This is a genomic window from Pseudohaemophilus parahaemolyticus (genome assembly GCF_938021905.1).
GTDB classification, from domain to species: domain Bacteria; phylum Pseudomonadota; class Gammaproteobacteria; order Enterobacterales; family Pasteurellaceae; genus Haemophilus_A; species Haemophilus_A parahaemolyticus_B.
This window is the reverse complement of the sequence record NZ_CALIFA010000030.1, coordinates 32,819-51,375: the sequence shown is the minus strand read 5'-3', so window position 1 is coordinate 51,375 and position 18,557 is coordinate 32,819. Positions and strand designations below refer to the sequence as shown.

17 protein-coding genes are annotated in these 18,557 nt (G+C 39.7%); 13 read left to right on the top strand and 4 right to left on the bottom strand.

Annotated elements, in window-relative coordinates; translation table 11 throughout:
• Positions 1-88: 88 nt before the first annotated feature.
• The 8 genes from QMF79_RS03035 (at position 89) to yciH (ending at position 6,667) form a co-directional block, all read left to right on the top strand.
• Positions 89-1,162, top strand: a complete 1,074-nt coding sequence (locus QMF79_RS03035) for a trypsin-like peptidase domain-containing protein (protein WP_281772719.1) — start codon at positions 89-91, stop codon at positions 1,160-1,162.
• A 26-nt stretch (positions 1,163-1,188) separates the two neighbouring features.
• On the top strand, positions 1,189-1,860 hold the full coding sequence (gene cmk, locus QMF79_RS03030) for a (d)CMP kinase (protein ID WP_111313081.1): 672 nt from the start codon (positions 1,189-1,191) through the stop codon (positions 1,858-1,860).
• 96 nt (positions 1,861-1,956) lie between these two features.
• A complete protein-coding gene (gene rpsA / locus QMF79_RS03025) occupies positions 1,957-3,618 on the top strand; it encodes a 30S ribosomal protein S1 (protein ID WP_281772718.1) in 1,662 nt (553 codons plus the stop codon).
• 131 nt (positions 3,619-3,749) lie between these two features.
• Entirely contained in the window at positions 3,750-4,031 is a 282-nt protein-coding gene (locus tag QMF79_RS03020) for an HU family DNA-binding protein (protein WP_040216137.1), read from the top strand.
• Between the two features lie 18 nt (positions 4,032-4,049).
• Complete coding sequence (locus QMF79_RS03015; RefSeq protein WP_281772717.1) at positions 4,050-4,337, top strand: LapA family protein; 288 nt, start codon at positions 4,050-4,052, stop codon at positions 4,335-4,337.
• The gene (lapB, locus tag QMF79_RS03010) at positions 4,337-5,533 is read left to right on the top strand and encodes a lipopolysaccharide assembly protein LapB (RefSeq protein ID WP_281772716.1); all 1,197 of its coding nucleotides are present in this window, start codon (positions 4,337-4,339) and stop codon (positions 5,531-5,533) included. Before QMF79_RS03015 ends, lapB begins: the two co-directional genes overlap by 1 nt.
• Before the next feature lie 11 nt (positions 5,534-5,544).
• The gene (pyrF, locus tag QMF79_RS03005) at positions 5,545-6,237 is read left to right on the top strand and encodes an orotidine-5'-phosphate decarboxylase (RefSeq protein WP_281772715.1); all 693 of its coding nucleotides are present in this window, start codon (positions 5,545-5,547) and stop codon (positions 6,235-6,237) included.
• A 118-nt stretch (positions 6,238-6,355) separates the two neighbouring features.
• The gene (yciH, locus tag QMF79_RS03000) at positions 6,356-6,667 is read left to right on the top strand and encodes a stress response translation initiation inhibitor YciH (protein WP_281772714.1); all 312 of its coding nucleotides are present in this window, start codon (positions 6,356-6,358) and stop codon (positions 6,665-6,667) included.
• Between the two features lie 290 nt (positions 6,668-6,957).
• Here yciH and QMF79_RS02995 read toward each other — a convergent pair whose 3' ends face one another.
• Together QMF79_RS02995 and rpsO are read right to left on the bottom strand one after the other, a co-directional pair.
• Positions 6,958-7,815 (bottom strand): DUF808 domain-containing protein, encoded by an 858-nt coding sequence (locus QMF79_RS02995; protein WP_281772713.1) that lies wholly within the window; start codon positions 7,813-7,815, stop codon positions 6,958-6,960.
• Between the two features lie 71 nt (positions 7,816-7,886).
• Positions 7,887-8,156: a 30S ribosomal protein S15 gene (rpsO, locus tag QMF79_RS02990; protein WP_039851642.1), complete on the bottom strand. Its 270-nt coding sequence runs from the start codon at positions 8,154-8,156 to the stop codon at positions 7,887-7,889.
• A gap of 203 nt (positions 8,157-8,359) precedes the next feature.
• Here rpsO and glnE point away from each other — a divergent pair, with 203 nt between their 5' ends.
• Positions 8,360-11,221 carry a bifunctional [glutamate--ammonia ligase]-adenylyl-L-tyrosine phosphorylase/[glutamate--ammonia-ligase] adenylyltransferase gene (gene glnE, locus QMF79_RS02985; protein ID WP_281772712.1) on the top strand — a complete coding sequence of 954 codons (2,862 nt, stop codon included), beginning with the start codon at positions 8,360-8,362 and terminating at the stop codon, positions 11,219-11,221.
• 59 nt (positions 11,222-11,280) lie between these two features.
• The gene (locus QMF79_RS02980; protein WP_281772711.1) at positions 11,281-11,658 is read left to right on the top strand and encodes a YacL family protein; all 378 of its coding nucleotides are present in this window, start codon (positions 11,281-11,283) and stop codon (positions 11,656-11,658) included.
• Positions 11,659-11,755: 97 nt separating this feature from the next.
• Here the strand turns inward: QMF79_RS02980 and bioD are convergent, their stop codons facing one another.
• The gene (gene bioD / locus QMF79_RS02975) at positions 11,756-12,475 is read right to left on the bottom strand and encodes a dethiobiotin synthase (RefSeq protein WP_281772710.1); all 720 of its coding nucleotides are present in this window, start codon (positions 12,473-12,475) and stop codon (positions 11,756-11,758) included.
• Positions 12,476-12,578: 103 nt separating this feature from the next.
• On the bottom strand, positions 12,579-13,781 hold the full coding sequence (locus tag QMF79_RS02970) for an ROK family protein (RefSeq protein ID WP_281772709.1): 1,203 nt from the start codon (positions 13,779-13,781) through the stop codon (positions 12,579-12,581).
• Positions 13,782-13,934: 153 nt separating this feature from the next.
• Between QMF79_RS02970 and rnd the strand changes: the two genes are divergently transcribed.
• Genes rnd through QMF79_RS02955 form a run of 3 tightly spaced genes read left to right on the top strand, consistent with a single transcriptional unit; the run spans position 13,935 to position 18,541 of the window.
• The gene (gene rnd / locus QMF79_RS02965; RefSeq protein WP_281772708.1) at positions 13,935-15,053 is read left to right on the top strand and encodes a ribonuclease D; all 1,119 of its coding nucleotides are present in this window, start codon (positions 13,935-13,937) and stop codon (positions 15,051-15,053) included.
• 15 nt (positions 15,054-15,068) lie between these two features.
• A complete protein-coding gene (lrp, locus tag QMF79_RS02960; RefSeq protein WP_005705549.1) occupies positions 15,069-15,551 on the top strand; it encodes a leucine-responsive transcriptional regulator Lrp in 483 nt (160 codons plus the stop codon).
• A gap of 11 nt (positions 15,552-15,562) precedes the next feature.
• A complete protein-coding gene (locus QMF79_RS02955; protein WP_281772707.1) occupies positions 15,563-18,541 on the top strand; it encodes a DNA translocase FtsK in 2,979 nt (992 codons plus the stop codon).
• The last annotated feature ends 16 nt before the right edge of the window (positions 18,542-18,557 follow it).

The following is an 18,557-nucleotide window of genomic DNA, read 5'->3' as shown; positions in this document are numbered from 1 at the left end:
AATGCGGAAATAAATTTTGATTACTTTTTTTAAGAAAAGAAAATGATATACTAAAGTAAAATTAATGAAATTAAATGAGAAAAATAGAATGCTAAAGAAGGTCATACAAGCGGTGATATTTGGGCTCTGTTTTGCAGGGCTGATTTTGCTTTTTCCTTGGGTTGGGAAGCAAGTCAAACAGTTGAATGTATTTCAGCCTGATGTCTTTAGCTATTCGGAAGCCGTACAAAAAGCCTCGCCTGCCGTGGTAAATATTTATACGCAGATTTTAGATCAATCTAGCAGCAACGGCTCTCGATTGAATTTAGGTTCGGGCGTGATTATGACAGAAAACGGTTATGTATTAACCAATAACCATGTCATTAAAGATGGCTATCAAATTGATGTTTATTTGCAATCCGGTAAAGGCTATTCGGCAACCTTGGTTGGATTCGATGTATTAACTGATTTGGCGGTACTGAAAATCGATGGTGGAAAATTACCTACTATACCTCAAAATCCTCAACGAGAATCCAAAGTAGGGGACGTAGTGTTGGCAATTGGTAATCCTTATAATTTAGGGCAGAGCGTTACTCAAGGTATTATTAGTGCTAAAGGGCGGAATACGATTTCTGACCGCACAAGACAGAACTTTATTCAAACTGATGCACCGATTAGTAAAGGAAATTCAGGTGGAGCCTTGATCAACACTGCTGGCGAATTGATTGGAATCAACACGATTAGCCTGAAAAATAGTGGAGAAATTCGTGAACTTAGTGTAACAGGCTCAGATTCAATTGCAGAAGGCTTGAATTTCGCTATTCCAATCAGTCAAGCAATCGAAATTATGAATAAAATCATCAAAGATGGACGCGTTATTCGTGGCTACTTTGGCGTGCGAAGCGATATTTTCTTTAGTGCTCAACAAATGGGGGTAGAAAAGGGCGTTTTGATTACAGGCGTGAATCCGAATGGTCCTGCTGAAAAGGCTGGCATCCATGTTGGTGATATCATTTTAAAAATTGATAATATTGAGGCTGTTTCGGCTTCGCAAATGATGGAAGCTTTGGGAAATATTAGCCCAAATACGAAAGTGAGAGTATTATTGCTTCGACAAGGTAAAGAGCTAGAATTTAATGTAATAGTGGGTGAGTTTCCTGAGTATCAACCCGTTGATGAATAATTTAAAAAGTTAAAAAGGCAATGATGATGAAAAATGTAATTATTACTGTGGATGGTCCGAGTGGAGCGGGTAAAGGAACACTTTGCTACGCTTTAGCCGAAAAATTAGGCTTTGATTTTTTAGATTCTGGGGCGATTTATCGTATTACGGCATTAGATGCACTAAAAAAACAAGTGAATTTAGAAGATGAAAATGCGGTAGCGGAAATTGGGCGAAATTTGAATGTGCAATTTGTGCCTAATAATGGAGAGGTGAATGTAATTTTAGATGGCGAAAATGTGGGTGACCAAATTCGTACTGCTGAAGCGGGTCAGAATGCCTCTAAAGTAGCAGCTTTCCCAAAAGTGCGAGAAGCATTGTTACAACGCCAACGTGATTTTGCAAGCTCAAAAGGTTTGGTAGCGGACGGACGAGATATGGGCACAATAGTTTTTCCAGAAGCTCAAATTAAGCTCTTTTTAGATGCTAGTGCAGAAGAACGTGCAAAAAGACGTGTAAAACAGTTGCAATTCAAAGGATTTAATGCTAACTTTGATAAAATTTTAGATGAAATTAGAGAGCGTGATTATCGTGATAGAAATCGAGCGGTTGCACCTCTCGTTCCAGCGAAAGATGCGTTAGTGTTGGACTCAACGCATTTGTCGATTAGTGAAGTTATTAATCAAGCCTTGGAATATATTTCTTCCAAAGGTTTTTAATTTTTCCTGAGTAAAACACGGATTGTTTTACTTTTATTACTAACCCCATTTAACATGATGTTAAGTGGAAGTTCATTTTTATTTAAGAAGAAAATTATGTCAGAAAATTTTGCTCAACTACTTGAAGAATTCTTTTCAAACGAAGCTCGTTTAGGTTCTGTTGTTAATGGTACCGTAGTCGCTATCGAAAAAGGTTATGTAATCGTTGATACTGGTTTCAAATCTGAATCACGTATCGAAGCGTCAGAATTCACGAACGCACAAGGTGAATTAGAAGTTCAAGTTGGCGATCAAGTTGATGTTGTATTAAAAGCAACAGACGACGGTTTCGGTGAAACAGTTGTTTCTCGTGGTGATGCAAAACGTAACGAAGCTTGGATTGCATTAGAAAAAGCATTTGAAGAACAAGCAACTGTTGCAGGTTACGTAAATGGTAAAGTGAAAGGCGGTTTCACTGTTGAATTAAACGGTGTTCGTGCATTCTTACCGGGTTCATTAGTAGATGTTCGCCCAGTTCGTGATTCTTTAAATCTTGAAGGTCAAACTTTAGAACTTAAAGTAATCAAGTTAGACCAAAAACGTAACAATGTGGTTGTATCACGTCGTGCAGTAATCGAAACAACTAACTCAGCTGATCGTGAAGAAGTATTAGCGAACTTAGTTGAAGGCTCAGAAGTTAAAGGTATCGTTAAGAACTTAACAGACTACGGTGCATTCGTAGATTTAGGTGGCGTTGATGGTTTATTACATATCACTGATATGGCATGGAAACGTGTTAAACACCCAAGTGAAGTAGTTACAGTAGGTCAAGAAGTAACTGTTAAAGTTCTTAAATTTGACAAAGAGAAAACTCGTGTATCATTAGGCTTAAAACAATTAGGTCAAGATCCATGGGGTGCAATTGCACAAAACCACCCAGTAAACAGCAAATTAACTGGTAAAGTAACTAACTTAACAGACTACGGTTGCTTCGTTGAAATTTTAGACGGTGTTGAAGGTTTAGTTCACGTTTCAGAAATGGATTGGACAAACAAAAATATCCACCCATCTAAAGTAGTAAGCGTCGGTGATGTGGTTGAAGTAATGGTACTTGAAGTAGATGAAGAACGTCGTCGTATCTCATTAGGTTTAAAACAATGCAAAGCTAACCCATGGGAACACTTCGCTGAAACTCACAACAAAGGTGATAAAGTTTCAGGTAAAATCAAATCAATCACAGACTTCGGTATCTTCATCGGTTTAGAAGGTGGTATTGACGGTTTAGTACACTTATCTGACATCTCTTGGGATGTTCAAGGTGAAGAAGCAGTTCGTAACTACAAAAAAGGTGACGAAGTAGAAGCGGTCGTTTTACAAGTTGATGCAGTAAAAGAGCGTATCTCTTTAGGTATCAAACAATTAAACTCAGATCCATTCACTAACTTCATCGATTCAACCAAAAAAGGTGCAATCGTTGCAGGTAAAGTAACAGCAGTAGATGCTAAAGGTGTTTCTGTTGAATTAGATGGCGTTGAAGGTTTCATCCGTGCAAACGAAGCAACACTTGACCGCGTGGAAGATATTACTTCAGTAATCTCTGTAGGTGATGTAATTGAAGCTAAATTCACAGGCGTTGATCGTAAAGCGCGTGTAATTAACTTATCTGTTCGTGCAAAAGCTGAAGCTGAAGAATCAGCAGCAATTGCTCAAGTGAACAAACAAGAAGTTGAAGTACCAAGTGCAATGGCAGCAGCGTTTGCTCAAGCTAAAGGTGAATAATTCACGCTTCTAGTGTAATTAAGGCGGGTATGTGTTTAAGCATATCCGCTTATTATGATGTTATATTGTGACTGATTATATTTAAGTAAAGGAAGGATATTTAAATATAATTAGTTCATAGGGTAGAAAATATGACTAAGTCAGAATTAGTGGCTAACTTAACAACACTTAATCCATTACTTCCTTCTAATTTAATTGAAGAGGGGGCTAATGAAATTTTAGAAAAAATTGTTTCTGCATTAGCAATGGGGAAGCGTATTGAAATTCGAGGATTTGGTAGTTTTTCCATTCGTGATAGAGAAGAACGTGTTGCTCGTAATCCTAAAAATGGGGAGAGTGTTACACTTGAAGCCAAAACAGTGGCATATTTCAAAGCAGGAAAAAAACTTAAAGAGTGTGTGGATTTAGTCTAATTTTTAATGAGGGTAGAGATGATTAAGTATATTTTAGGTTTTGTGATTGCAGTAGCGGTAATTTTAGTTGGCATTACTATTGGAGCGAATAACGATCAGCTCATCACATTCAACTATGTTATTGCACAAAGCGAATTACGCTTATCTACTCTTGTTGCCACCTTGTTTGGATTTGGATTAATTTTAGGTTGGTTAATCACAGGTATTTTCTACCTTAAAATCAAATTGCAAAATATTGCATTAAACCGCCGTGTGAAACGTCAATCTCAGCAAATTACAGAACTGACCTCGCCTAAGGCTGAATAATGCTTGAATTATTGTTCCTTTTACTTCCAGTTGCGGCTCTCTATGGTTGGTATATGGGGCGGAGAAGTGCTAAAAAGGATCAAGAGACTGTTCAAAATCAATTTTCCCGTGATTATGTAACGGGATTAAACTTCTTATTATCTAATCAACAAGAAAAAGCGGTTGATCTTTTTCTTTCAATGTTGCAAAAGCAAGAGTCTGAAAATCAAATTTCTCAAGAATCACAATTCGAAGCAGAATTAACATTAGGTAATTTATTCCGTTCACGTGGCGAAGTCGATCGTGCTTTACGAATCCATCAAGCCATAGATTCCAGTCCAGATTATTCTATTGAGCAGAAATTATTAGCAAAGCAGCAACTTGCTAAAGATTTCTTAGCAGCTGGTTTTTATGATCGTGCAGAAAATTACTATATTTTATTGCTTGATGAGCCTGATTTTGCGGTAAATTCTCTTACACAATTAATGACTATCTATCAAAAAACCAAAGAGTGGAAAAAAGCAATAAATGTTTCGGAAAAATTACTGCAAATTTCTCCTGACACAGACAAAAAACCTCTAGCTCATTATTATTGTGAATATGCTCAGGCAGTAAAAAATGATGATCAAAAAGCTTTCTTGGATGCCTTAAATAAAGCATTATTTCATTTGCCAAGTTGTTCTAGAGCTTCTATGTTGTTAGGAGAATTTCACCTAGAAAATAAGCAATTTCGTTTAGCCGCAGATTATTATGAAGCAGTGCTTAGTCAAAATGTAGATTATATTGGCGAAGTACTAGATAAGATTAAACATTGTTATTTAACATTAAATGATCTCTCTGGCTATGAGCTCTTTTTAATTAAAGCAAATCAGGTAAAACAGAACCCAAACGTTGATTTAGCATTAACGCAGTTGATTGATGAAAAAGATGGTAAAATTGCTGCACAATCCAAGCTATATCAACAGTTACGCCAATTCCCGAATATGCTCACTTTCCATCGTTTTATTTATTACCAAATTAACGAAGCAGAAGAGGGGAGCGGTAAAGAGAGTTTGATTTTGTTATATAATATGGTAGGCGAGCAGATTAGAAAAAGTTTTAAGTATCGTTGTTCAAATTGTGGCTACCAGAGTTACCGTTTAAGTTGGTATTGCCCATCTTGTCGTCACTGGGAAACGATTAAAGCTATACACAGTATTGAACCACAATCCCATTAATTGGAGTTTTTATGAATAATAAAGTTATTGTTGCACTTGACTATGAAACAGAGCGTGAAGCGCTGAATTTTGTGGATCAGGTTGATCCTTCACTTTGTCGCCTTAAAGTAGGCAAAGAAATGTTCACTACGCTCGGCACAAATTTTGTGAAACAACTCCACGAACGTAAGTTTGATGTGTTCCTAGATTTAAAATATCATGATATTCCAAACACTGTAGCTCGTGCGGTGCGTTCGGCAGCAGACTTAGGTGTATGGATGGTTGATCTTCATGCTTCTGGCGGTTTAGCGATGATGGAACAGGCCCGTAAAATTCTTGAACCGTACGGTAAAGATGCACCATTATTGATTGCAGTAACTGTATTAACTAGTATGGAAGATTTAGACTTGTTACAAATCGGCATTAACGCTTCTCCAATGGAGCAAGTAATCCGCTTAGCTCACTTGGCTCAACGTGCGGGCTGTGATGGCGTAGTTTGTTCACCACAAGAAGTAGAAGTATTACGTACACACTGTGGTAAAGATTTCAAACTTGTGACTCCAGGTATTCGCCCAGAAGGAAGTGATTTTGGTGACCAACGCCGTGTAATGACACCAAAACAAGCGATTGAAACGGGTTCAGATTTCCTTGTCATCGGTCGCCCAATTACTCAGGCAGAAGATCCGCTTGCCGTGCTTAAAAGCATTAAGGCAAGTATTGCTTAATTAGAAAATAATCCATCCCCTCGCTTGAGGGGATTTTTATGATGTTCATCGTAGGGACAGGGTTTATCCCTGTCCAATCGTTTACAAAATACAATAAAGTTTAGTTTACAAGGAAATTATGACATTAGTCTATTCAACAGAAACAGGCAGAATTAAGCCAGAAAAAACCAAAGAAGAACGCCCAAAAGGTGATGGCATCGTTCGTATTCAACGCCAAACAAGCGGACGAAAAGGCAAAGGCGTTTGTATTATTACAGGTTTAGGTTTAGAAGATACCGAATTAAAACTCCTTGCTGCAGAATTAAAAAAACGTAGTGGCGTAGGTGGTTCAGTCAAAAATGGTACAATCGAAATTCAAGGCGATAACCGAGAGTTACTCAAGCAAGTTTTAGAGCAGAAAGGTTTTAAGGTAAAATTAGCTGGGGGTTGATGTTAGCCTGAAAATATTAAAAAACTAAATATAAAATTTAGTCGAAATTTAACCGCTTGTAGTGAAAGCTACAAACGGTTTTTGAGGCTTAACCATTTCACTATTATGGGATTAGTTGGGTATGTATATACCAAACTAAACAATACTGAAGAACCTTATTGTAAGGTTAAAAATAGCACAGTTTTGATTTAAGATGCTTAGGTTTTGAGAATGCTTATTCTCCAAGCTGATTCAAAAATTATTTAAGAATCTTCAATTTGTTTTACATGCTCTGAAGTCTATCTAATTTTCTATTTCTTACTGAACAACTTCATCGTAGGTAAAATTACCGCACAAGCGATAGTGCCAACGATAATTCCAATCACAAAATCAATGACAGAAGAGAATGATAGTGGAACTATAAAATGTTCTATCCAGTGATGAATTGCAGGTACGTTATGCGAGAAAATACCGCCACCGACCAAAAACATAGCAATGGTGCCAATCATAGATAATGATTTCATAAACCACGGCATAATAAAGAGTAAGCTGCGTCCTATGAATTGCGATAACGAGCCTTTCTTTTTCATCAACCATAAACCGATGTCATCAAGTTTCACGATTAAACCCACAAAGCCATAAACAAATACAGTAATACCGATTCCAACCGCAGAAAGTGAAAGGATTTTGGTTATTGTATTACTTTCTTGTAATACTCCGAGGGCGATAATAATAATTTCAGCTGAAAGAATAAAATCAGTACGGATTGCCCCTTTGATTTTATCTTCTTTTGAAACGCTATTTTCGTCTTCAGCATTTTCTGCGTGATGTAAGAATTTATGCAATAATTTTTCCACGCCTTCGAAACAAAGATAAACACCGCCAATTATCAATAATACTGTGATGGCTTGCGGTAAATAGATAGATAGCAGAAGAGCAAGTGGAATTAAAATCGCCTTGTTAAGAATCGAACCTTTTGCAACCGCCCAAACAATCGGTAATTCTTGTTCAGGTAAGATATTTTTCCCGCTGACTTGATTTGCATTTAAGGCTAAATCATCGCCAATCACGCCAGTAGTTTTCTTTGCTGCTATTTTAGTCATAATAGAAACATCATCCAATACAGCAGCAATATCATCTAATAAGGTAAAGAGAGAGCTAAAAGCCATAGTATTCCTTAAATAAATCTATAAAAAAACCGAGCAAAATTGCTCGGTCTTCAAATTCCAAATTTCGGAAATTAGCGACGTAAACCTAAACGTGCAATGATTTCTGAATATTTAGCAAGATCAGTACGTTTTAAGTAGTCTAATAATTTACGACGACGTGAAACCATACGCAATAAACCGCGACGACCGTGGTGATCTTTTTTGTGTGTAGCAAAGTGAGCTTGTAAATGGTTGATTTGAGCAGTTAATAATGCAATTTGAACTTCTGAAGAACCAGTATCTTTTGCATCACGACCAAATTCAGCAACGATTTGTGCTTTTGCTTCTACGCTTAGAGACATCTTAATTTTCCTTTTTGTTAAGGGTTGAACATACATCAATAGCCGATCTCTAACTCAGCTATGATAAGAAGCACACATTCTAATGTGAAATACCTAACAATGCAAGTCTAAATTAACTAGATAGAGATAAGAAAGTAAGCGTTGCGATTTTGTTTTACAAGAAGTAAATTAAGTACCGAATTTGACTAAATCTCGGAGCTTTTATGCCACTATCCCTATTCCCTCCAGCACTTTCGCAAAAAATCGCAGAAAATCTACCGCTTATGAATGCGATTTCAATGTCTAGTTTTGTAAAACGCACGCTTTTATCTCAGCCTGAATTATTAAATCAATGGTTTGAACATTCGCCTAGTCCACAAGATTGCAAACATTATACTGAGCGTTTAGCTCAAGTGCTGCAAAATGTGCAAGATGAGGAACAATTAGGCAAGGAACTTCGATTGTTTCGCCATCGTGAAATGGCAACACTTAGCTTTATTCAATCGAACAAATTAGCCAGCGTTGAGTTTGTTTTTCAAGCCCTTTCTGATTTGGCGGAGACGATTATTTTACAGGCGCGTGATTGGCTCTATCAGCGTTGCTGTGCGGAATATGGCGTGCCAATGAATAGTCTGAATGAACCGCAAGAGTTGCTGATTTTAGGAATGGGGAAATTGGGCGGGCGGGAGCTAAATTTCTCGTCAGATATTGACCTGATTTTTGTCTACCCTGATGCAGGTGAAACCGTGGGTGGGCGGAAAGCGGTCGAAAATAGCAAGTTTTTTACCAGACTTGGGCAGCGTTTAATTCGGACATTAGATGAAGTAACTGCCGAGGGCTTTGCATATCGCACCGATATGCGGTTGCGCCCGTTTGGAGATAGCGGAGCATTAGTGCTTAGTTTTGCCTCAATGGAAGACTATTACCAAGAGCAGGGGCGAGATTGGGAACGTTATGCGATGATTAAAGCGAAAATCTTGGGCGAAGATTTGAGTAATCTCAACCATCGCTATTTAAAGCAGATGTTGCGTCCATTCGTTTATCGCCGCTACTTGGATTTTAGTGCGATCCAATCGCTACGAGAAATGAAAGAGAAAATCAGCCGTGAGGTGGTACGTCGTAATCTGATAGATAACATCAAACTTGGTGCAGGTGGCATTCGGGAAGTGGAATTTATCGTGCAAACCTTTCAAATGATGCGAGGTGGTCGCGATAAAATCTTGCAAGAACGCAGCCTTCTCACCGTGTTGCCACGTTTGGCAGAGCTGAATTTACTGACTCTAGAACAAGTGGCAAATCTACGCACGGCGTATCTGTTCTTCCGCCAAGTGGAAAATGTGTTGCAGGCGATTGATGATAAGCAAACTCAAACCCTACCAACCGATGAACAAGCGCAGCAATGCCTGATTTTAGCTACGCAAAAATACTTGATTGAAACCGAGCAAGGCGAAACCTGGATCGAGCATTCGATCCAAAATTGGGCAGATTTCTTGCACGTATTGGGGCAATATCAGCAAAAAGTACGCGCAGTGTTTAATGAGCTGATTGGGAAAGATGAAGAGGAAAATCCACCGCTTGTAAACGAGCAAATCGTGCTGTGGCGGGATATTTTGAACTTAGAAATGAGCGAGGAAGATTTAGCCAGTGTGCTGAAAGAGTATGCCGTGCAAGAGGTGGATTATGCCGAAATTTTCCGTTGGCTTGCCACAACGCTACAAGATTGGAGCCGTAAGCCGATTGGCGTGCGTGGGCGTGAGGTGCTGAGAACCTTGTTACCGAAGATGCTTGATCAAATTTTCAGCCAGCCGAATTACCTGATTTTGCTTCCTAGATTACTCAATATTTTGGACAAAATCACCACCCGAACCACCTATTTGGAATTACTTGCGGAGAAAGAGCAGATTTTGCCACAGCTGATTACGCTTTGTGGTCAATCGATTATGATTGCCGAGCAGATTGCCCGCTACCCAATGTTGCTCGATGAGTTGATGAGCAATAAAGGGCTTACGCAAGTGATTGATTTCCACAATTATGAGCCTGCATTGAACGACTATTTGATTCGTATTCCTGAAGAGGACGAAGAGGCATTGATTGATGCGTTGCGACAATTCAAACAGAGCCAGATTTTACGCATCGCTTCAGCTGATATTATGGGCGTGTTGCCTGTAATGAAAATTAGCGACCATCTCACTTACCTTGCCGAAGCGATTATCGGAGCGGTAGTAAATATGGCGTGGAAAGCGGTCAGCCAGCGTTTTGGCGTGCCAGAGCATTTGAGCGAAAATGAAAAAGGTTTTGCGGTGATTGGCTACGGAAAATTGGGCGGTATTGAGTTGGGCTACAATTCCGATTTAGACTTGGTTTTCCTACACAATGCCCCTGAAAATAGCGAAACAGTTGGCGGACGGAAATCGGTCTCTAGCCATCAGTTTTACTTGAAATTAGCTCAAAAAATCAACTCTATTTTTAACCTCAATACTAGTGCAGGCGTGTTATACGAGGTGGATATGCGGTTGCGACCATCAGGCGAGGCAGGGCTTTTAGTCAGTACTTTCAATGCCTACGATTTCTACCAGAAAAACGAGGCGTGGACGTGGGAAAGCCAAGCACTTGTGCGTGCAAGATGTGTTTATGGTACAGAAAGTCTAAAAGCTGAATTTGATCAAATTCGTCAATCAACTTTAGCAAAAAAACGTGATGTGGTGACGCTTAAAGCAGAAATTACAGGAATGAGAGCCAAAATGTATCAGCATTTAACCCAACCGCAAGCGGTCGAATTTAACTTAAAAACCGACAAAGGTGGCATTACTGATATTGAATTTATCGCCCAATATTTGGTATTAGCGAATGCAGAAACCTCACTAGAAATGGCGGTTTGGTCGGATAATGTCCGCATTTTCGACACGGCAATGGCGTGTGGCATTTTAACCGAACCAGCAGGTGAACAGCTCAAATATTGTTACACGGCAATGCGAAACCGTATTCATCACTTGAATTTATTACGCCAACCAAGTTGCGTACCGATGAGTGAATTTAAAGCAGTGCGGGATTTTGTAGGGAAAATGTGGTCGCAAATTTTTCAGTAAAAACAACCGCTTGAAGTAGATAAGCAGCGTATAATAAGCCAATTTTAAACGGAGGAAAGATGGAATATCAATTTACCCATACGATGCACGGTGTGATTGTCCGTTGCTCAATGGATCACGAAGCATTTGCCCGTTGGCTAAACAATGAAATCGCAGGCGATCATAAAACTTTAGATGCTATTTTGACTGAAATTGAACGTTGCAGAGCGGTTTATCCAAACCAGTATGAATTTGTGTTTGAAGGTAAGGAATACAGCCTTTATTTTACTAACGATGAAGTGATGGTGAAAGCGAATAATTTAGAAGATGATTTTGATGAATCTCTGATGGAAGAGGGCTTTAATTTCTATAACGAAGAAAGCATTGCCTTTTGTGGGCTAGATGATTTTGAAGCCTTTTTGAAAGCGTATCACAAATTTATGAAGACCTATCATTAAGGAAAGTAAAAAGAGCGTTTAGCTTGATCTAATCTTTAATCAGTGAGAAATTTAGCCCTACTTTGGGGTGTGGTTCATTTAAAACGCTCTTTTTCTTTTATGCTTTGAAAAACTCCAACAACGGTTCTGGATGTTGAATGTATTGCACCAGATCTTTTTGCTCAGGGTGTCCGATATATGGAATTTGTCCGAGAAGAGGCGCGTGAATTTTTTGCTTAAGCATTTCAATCAATTCCATATAGTGCCGCAATCCAGGGTTGATGCGGTTTGCGATCCAACCTAAAAGCGGAACGCCGCTATCTTTTATCGCTTGAGCGGTTAATAAGGCGTGGTTGGCACAGCCTTCTTTGATGCCAACAACTAAAATCACAGGCATATTATTTTTTTGTACCCAGTCAGCAAAACTCAAATCTTTGTTAATCGGAGTAAGCCAGCCGTAAGTGCCTTCCACTAAAATATTGTGGTAGCTATTTTGTAAGCGTGCGAGATCGACATCCAATTTTTCCACGTGGATATTTCGAACTGCATCAAGGGCGGCAAAAACAGGGGTGCTAGAATGAATAAAGGTGTAGCTGTTGATTTCACGATAGCCAACAGGCACTGCAGTGCTGTTTAAAAGCGTGACAACATCGCTATTATCTTCGCTGGCATAGTCATCTAAATTTGGCTCTGTGGGTAATTCTTCTGCTCCCCCACAAGCGATTGGTTTATAAGGCACAGCCACGATATTGTTTGCAGTTAAAACTTGCAATAATGCACGGGTTACAATCGTTTTGCCCACGTCGGTGTCTGTCCCTGTAATAAATAAAGAGGGCATAGGGTATCCTTTGATTAGCTGGTTTTTAATTCACCAAGAAATAAAATAGAAAATGGTGGGCTTAAGACCCACCGGATGAATACCCTTTAGTTTATCAAATTTTTTAATCAGGAATTATGTTCTTGATCAAACTTCCTTCATAAATTCCCTGTTTTATCATTGCACACGGGATCAACGTGCTGTTTTTATCAAAATGGCTTGTCACTAATTGCACATTGAGATCGCGATTGAGCATTTTTTCATTCAAATTTTGTGTAATTTGCTCAAAGAGAGGGGCTTTAATGCGTAGTAGTGGAGAATCAAACAAAATTTTTTCGGTAGAGAAAATATTGACTAAATTCATTAACATATAGGCTAAATTGCTACTAATATGCTCTAAAATAGCCAGTGCTGTTGGATTTTTTGCTTCCACTTGTTCGCAGAAATGGCTAATTTTTGCCTCTTTCAAATGCTCGTCATCCATCTCAAAGTTTTTGGGTAGATGTTTGTCGATCAATTGAATTAACGCTTGTAAGCTCGCTTGATTGTTGAGTTGATAGCGTTCGATGCTGTCTAATTCAGGGTAAATCTCATCACTTAATGTACTAAAACGAGGCATAAGCATATGATCTACATTCATATTCTGCTCGTGTAATAACGCACCACGCAACAGAATGCTGAGACGAATCGCATCATCGACTTGTAAGAAGATCACATTATCATCGCCAATTAAACTACCTAGCGTAGATTCCGCCAATAGCCAGAGATGGAAATGCTCATTGAGCAAAATCGGTTGAGAATAGATCGCTTGTAATTTCTCAACAATGCGACATTTCAAAAAATGTTGCCCAAGTTGAACGATGGCGTTTTTCTCAGCGTTAATGCGTCCAACAACCGCAATGGAAAGCGCAAGGATTTGGGCATCGTTAAGCGGTTGATTTTGACGGAAATTTTGCAAGTTTTCGGCAATAATCTCATCTAAGTTAGGATAATCGCTTAAAGAAAAGGTATAATCTTGGCGATGAATGACTGAGCCATCTAATTTACAAAGCGAAATGGTAAGATGGTCTGCAAAAATCGTGAGGCAGAGCTGTTTCCAGAAAAAAGTAGAAACAGAAAGCCCGACTGCTGGTCTGCCGCGAGAGTTACAATCTTGCACGCTACATTCTAGAATAAATTGTTTATCAATCAACTGTTTTGTAATGTTGGTAATTGAAGCGGGGGCAAGCCCTGAGAGTTTAGCAAGATCAGTACGAGAGATGAGCTCAAACTGTTCGGTTAGACGATAAATATTACCTATATTTTGAATTTTATTGCTAGTAATCATTAATTGACGTTCTCCATAATTTATTTTTTATTTGCTCCATTTGTTTTTATATTTTGCGGGAATTTTGTAGAAGTACAACCAATTTATCCGCATAATGTGATCTAGTTCACATATTTATTTTTAAATTTAAAGAAAATCACGAGAAAAGCCGAAATGAATTCATCAATTCACTACCTTTGGGTGGAAAATGAGCAGCAATTAGCTGAAGTTTGTCAAAATGCCCGCCAAGTATCTGCAGTAGCATTGGATACGGAATTTATCCGCGAGCGAACGTTTTACCCGAAATTGGGGTTAATTCAGCTATTTGATGGTAAGCAAGTCAGTTTGATTGATCCAACGGTGATTAACGATTTCAGTCCTTTTGTTGCATTGCTTGCGGATCAAAAAGTCATCAAAGTGTTACACGCTTGCAGTGAAGATTTGGAAGTGTTTGAATGTGCTTTTAACCAATTGCCTACACCGTTGGTAGATACGCAAGTAATGGCAACTTTCTTAAATTTAGGTACATCCGTTGGCTTTGCTAAATTAGTGTTGCATTATTTAGATGTTAAGCTCGACAAAGGAGCTTCACGCACAGATTGGCTTGCCCGTCCATTAAGTGAAACCCAATTGCAATATGCCGCAGCGGATGTATGGTATTTGTTGCCGATTTATCAGAAAATGCAGACAGAATTGGCTCAAACAAACTGGCAAAATGCCGTGAATGAAGAGTGTTCCGCTTTTTTAACGAAGCGTGAACGCGAGGAAGATTTAGACAAAGCTTACATCAAAATTTCAAATGCGTGGCGGTTAGAACCGCAGCAGCTAGCTGTGTTAAAATTACTGGCAAAATGGCGGGCGGAAGAGGCACAAAGCCGCAATTTAGCTTTGAATTTTGTGGTAAAAGAATCGAATTTATATGAAATTGCTCGTACATTACCGAAAAATCCTTCGCAATTGTTAGATTTTATGCACCCGAATGAAGTTCGCAGACACGGCAAAAAAATCTTACGTTTAGTAGAGCAAGGCTTGAATACCCCTATGGAACTTTATCCTGTCAAAATTGTACGTTTAATGGATGAGCCTAATTACAAATATAGCTTAAAAGCCTTGCAGCAAAAACTTGCCGAAATTCGACCGCTTGATCTGCCTGCTGAACTGGTGGCAAGTAAGCGTCAGTTAAATCAGCTGTTTAATTGGCATATTAAAGGGCGATCTTCTGATCGTTTGCCAGAGTTATTATGTGGTTGGCGAAAAGAATATGGCAAGCAATTGGTGAATGTATTTAATTAAAATGAGATAAACACTATGGAAGCAAAAAAATTACCCCGAGCATTAGATGCGATTGATTTAAAAATTCTGAATGAACTCCAACGCAACGGCAAAATTTCTAACATCGAACTTTCTAAAAGAGTAGGGCTTTCGCCAACGCCTTGTCTTGAACGGGTTAAACGTTTAGAAAAACAGAACGTGATTATGGGCTATCGTGCCTTGCTCAATCCTGAACTGCTGGAAGCACCGCTTTTAGTTATTGTGGAAATTACGCTGGTGCGTGGTAAGCCTGATGTATTTGAGGAATTTAACCAAGCGGTGCAGCAGTTAGATGAAATCCAAGAGTGCCATTTAGTTTCGGGCGATTTCGACTATTTACTCAAAACGAGAGTTGCCGATATGGCGGCTTATCGTAAGTTGCTTGGTACGACACTTTTGCGTTTACCAGGTGTGAACGATACTCGCACTTATGTGGTAATGGAAGAAGTGAAACAGACAAATTATTTGTTGCTTAAATAAAAGGAAACATTGTGATTAGACGACTTAAAGGAAAAGAAACCGCCTTTAATTTTCTTTTTGCCTTTTGTGGCTTGTTTGGGATTTATCTTATTCTCGCTTGGGCAAGTTATAGCCCGTTAGATAATGCGTGGTCGGTAGCGAGTACCGCTACGAGTGAGCCGTTAAATAAAACGGGGGTGTTTGGGGCATGGATGATCGATTTGCTTTATGCTTTTTTTGGCAAAGTGGCATTTCTCTTGCCGTTTAGTTTAACGGGATTTTCTGCTTATATGTTACTCACACAAGGGGCAGCAAATGCAACCTTGAAAGGCCTTTTGCTCCGTAGTTTGAGCTTTTTTATGCTGATGATTGGTTTGGCAGGCTTAGCGAATACGATTTTATCGAACACGCCGAATTATCTGGCGGGCGGTTTTGTAGGGGCGATGAGTCAAGGCTTGATGAGTGAGCATATCGGACAATTCGGTGGTTTGTTCGTGGCAATGTTGTTGACTGTAACTGGATTCTATTTCTGCTCAGGTCAAACCCTTATTCCATTATTAATTCATTTCTATGATTGGGTAAATGCGAAAGATGCTACAGCGGAAGAAAAACCTTTGCAAGTTAAATCCGTAGCCGAAGTTAAGCCAACCGAAGATGATTTGCAATTAGGTAGTGAAAACTCACCGCTTGCAGCTGAAGAACCAACAGACGAGCATGTAGACACTGTCATTTCGATAGGTGAACAGTTAACAGATCTTACAATATTTAAACGCCCAAATATCAGTGGGCTACATCAATCTTCTTCTATTGAAAAGGTTTCCGCTGAGCCTTCTTCTGAAATGAAGCCAACGATGGTTGTGGAAACAGCGGAGATGCATTTGTTTAATCCTGCCGATATTCATACAGAGCTTCCACTGCCGAAAATTAATTTACCTGAGATTGAAACGGAAGTGCTGCCAGCCAAAACCGAAAATAAGATTGGGTTGAATGTTGAACTACCCAAAGTGCGTTTAAATCCGATTGAACCACAAGCGGAGAGCGTAGAACAAGCGGTGGATTTTGCAGAAAATCTCGCAAATTCGACTGTGCAACCCCAAATTAGTGTGCGTTTAGTAAATGAAGATCCTGAACTTGATATGGCTGAGCAAGTGGCATTTGAGCCTGAAATGCCGCATTTTATGCAATCGTCACCTGTGATTAAAGTGATGGCGGAGACGGAAGAAAGCGAAGAGCAAGATGAAGATTTTGATGCGATTCGTGAACGTGAGTTTGCGGAAATGGAACGCCAGCGTTTAGCAGAACTTGAGGCTCGAGCAAAAGCGGTAGGCTTAGAGCATACTTTTAATAAGATTACGGAAGGTTCAAGCCATTTTGAAACGACTTTACCAACTAATGTGCAAATTCGCACAGAACCTACGCCATCAAAATTTACAACGCCATTAAAAGCAACGGTGGGAGTGGAAGGGAATACCCCCCCCGACTATCCCCGAGGTGGCTATGGCGAAACCTTAATTCATCCATTATTGCAAGGCAGTAAAAAATTGGAAAAACCAACAACCCCATTACCCACATTAGATTTATTGGAAGAGCATCAACCAAGTGGTCAGCAGATGACAGAAGGAGAAATTATTGCGACATCTCGCCGCATTGAAACTGCATTGGCAAACTATGGCGTAAAAGCAACGGTTGAAGATGTATTAGTGGGGCCTGTGGTAACCCGTTACGAAATTAAACCCGCAGTGGGGGTAAAAGCGGCAAAAATCACCTCTTTAGCGAGTGATTTAGCTCGTGAAATGATGTCTACCATTCGTATTACCGATGTGGTGCCAGGTAAGCCTTATATGGGCATTGAAGTACCGAATCCACATCGTGAAATTGTGTGGTTGCGAGATTTGATCGCAAGCGATGAATTCCGTTATACCGAAGCCAAATTGCCGATGATTTTGGGGAAAGATTTGGCGAATAAACCTGTGATTATGGATATGGTGGATACACCACATTTGCTTGTGGCAGGACAAACGGGGGGCGGTAAATCGGTTGGGATCAATACAATGATTTTGAGCTTGCTTTATAAGCTCACACCTGAACAAGTTCGCTTGATTATGATTGATCCGAAACAGGTTGAACTTTCGGTGTATAACGATATTCCACACTTGCTAACGCCAGTGGTAACCGATATGAAAAAGGCGGCAAATGCCTTGTGCTGGGCAGTAGATGAGATGGAGCGTCGCTACACTTTACTGACTCATTTAAATGTGCGTAATATTACAGGCTACAATAATAAAATTGATGAAGCTGAAGCAATGGGAATGCCAATTGCGGATCCAAGTTGGAAAGAGGGCGATTCAATGGATAAAATGCCGCCTGCGTTGGGCAAACTCAGCTACATTGTTTTGGTGGTGGATGAGTTTGCTGATCTGATGATGACCGCAGGCAAAGAGGTGGAAGAATACATTATGCGTATTTCACAAAAAGCACGTGCAATTGGTATCCATCTAATTTTGGCAACGCAACGCCCATCAACCGATGTCATTACAGGCGTGATTAAAGCGAATATTCCAAGCCGTATTGCGTTTACGGTAGCAAGCCCTTACGATTCTCGCACTATTTTAGATAGCATTGGTGCAGAAAATTTGCTAGGTCGAGGCGATATGCTTTATTCCAAAGCAGGTAGCCCAGAGTTGGTACGTGTACATGGGGCTTATATGAGCGATGATGATGTCGTGAATGTGGCGGATAACTGGAAAGCACGAGGCAAGCCAGAATATATTGAGAGTATTTTGGAGTCGCCTGCCGATGAAGAGGTAGGAGAGACGGGCGGTAGTGGCGATTTAGATGAGCGTTTTGATGAGGTAGTTGCTTTTGTACAAGAAACAGGCATTACTTCGGCTAGTGGTTTGCAACGTCATCTTCGTTTAGGTTTTAACCGTGCAGCACGTATTTTAGACCAGATGGAACGCGAGGGGATTTTGTCTTCACCAGATAAACGCGGTAAGCGTGAAATTATGTAACGTTGGTAGAAACAAG

Bases quoted from the DNA above. Each gene is read 5' to 3' on its own strand.
- QMF79_RS03035 (WP_281772719.1), top strand. From the start codon at position 89: ATGCTAAAGAAGGTCATACAAGCGGTGATATTTGGGCTCTGTTTTGCA.
- cmk (WP_111313081.1), top strand. From the start codon at position 1,189: ATGAAAAATGTAATTATTACTGTGGATGGTCCGAGTGGAGCGGGTAAA.
- lapB (WP_281772716.1), top strand. From the start codon at position 4,337: ATGCTTGAATTATTGTTCCTTTTACTTCCAGTTGCGGCTCTCTATGGT.
- rnd (WP_281772708.1), top strand. From the start codon at position 13,935: ATGAATTCATCAATTCACTACCTTTGGGTGGAAAATGAGCAGCAATTA.
- yciH (WP_281772714.1), top strand. From the start codon at position 6,356: ATGACATTAGTCTATTCAACAGAAACAGGCAGAATTAAGCCAGAAAAA.
- glnE (WP_281772712.1), top strand. From the start codon at position 8,360: ATGCCACTATCCCTATTCCCTCCAGCACTTTCGCAAAAAATCGCAGAA.
- QMF79_RS02995 (WP_281772713.1), bottom strand. From the start codon at position 7,815: ATGGCTTTTAGCTCTCTCTTTACCTTATTAGATGATATTGCTGCTGTA.
- pyrF (WP_281772715.1), top strand. From the start codon at position 5,545: ATGAATAATAAAGTTATTGTTGCACTTGACTATGAAACAGAGCGTGAA.
- QMF79_RS03015 (WP_281772717.1), top strand. From the start codon at position 4,050: ATGATTAAGTATATTTTAGGTTTTGTGATTGCAGTAGCGGTAATTTTA.
- rpsA (WP_281772718.1), top strand. From the start codon at position 1,957: ATGTCAGAAAATTTTGCTCAACTACTTGAAGAATTCTTTTCAAACGAA.
- lrp (WP_005705549.1), top strand. From the start codon at position 15,069: ATGGAAGCAAAAAAATTACCCCGAGCATTAGATGCGATTGATTTAAAA.
- QMF79_RS02980 (WP_281772711.1), top strand. From the start codon at position 11,281: ATGGAATATCAATTTACCCATACGATGCACGGTGTGATTGTCCGTTGC.
- bioD (WP_281772710.1), bottom strand. From the start codon at position 12,475: ATGCCCTCTTTATTTATTACAGGGACAGACACCGACGTGGGCAAAACG.
- QMF79_RS02970 (WP_281772709.1), bottom strand. From the start codon at position 13,781: ATGATTACTAGCAATAAAATTCAAAATATAGGTAATATTTATCGTCTA.
- rpsO (WP_039851642.1), bottom strand. From the start codon at position 8,156: ATGTCTCTAAGCGTAGAAGCAAAAGCACAAATCGTTGCTGAATTTGGT.
- QMF79_RS03020 (WP_040216137.1), top strand. From the start codon at position 3,750: ATGACTAAGTCAGAATTAGTGGCTAACTTAACAACACTTAATCCATTA.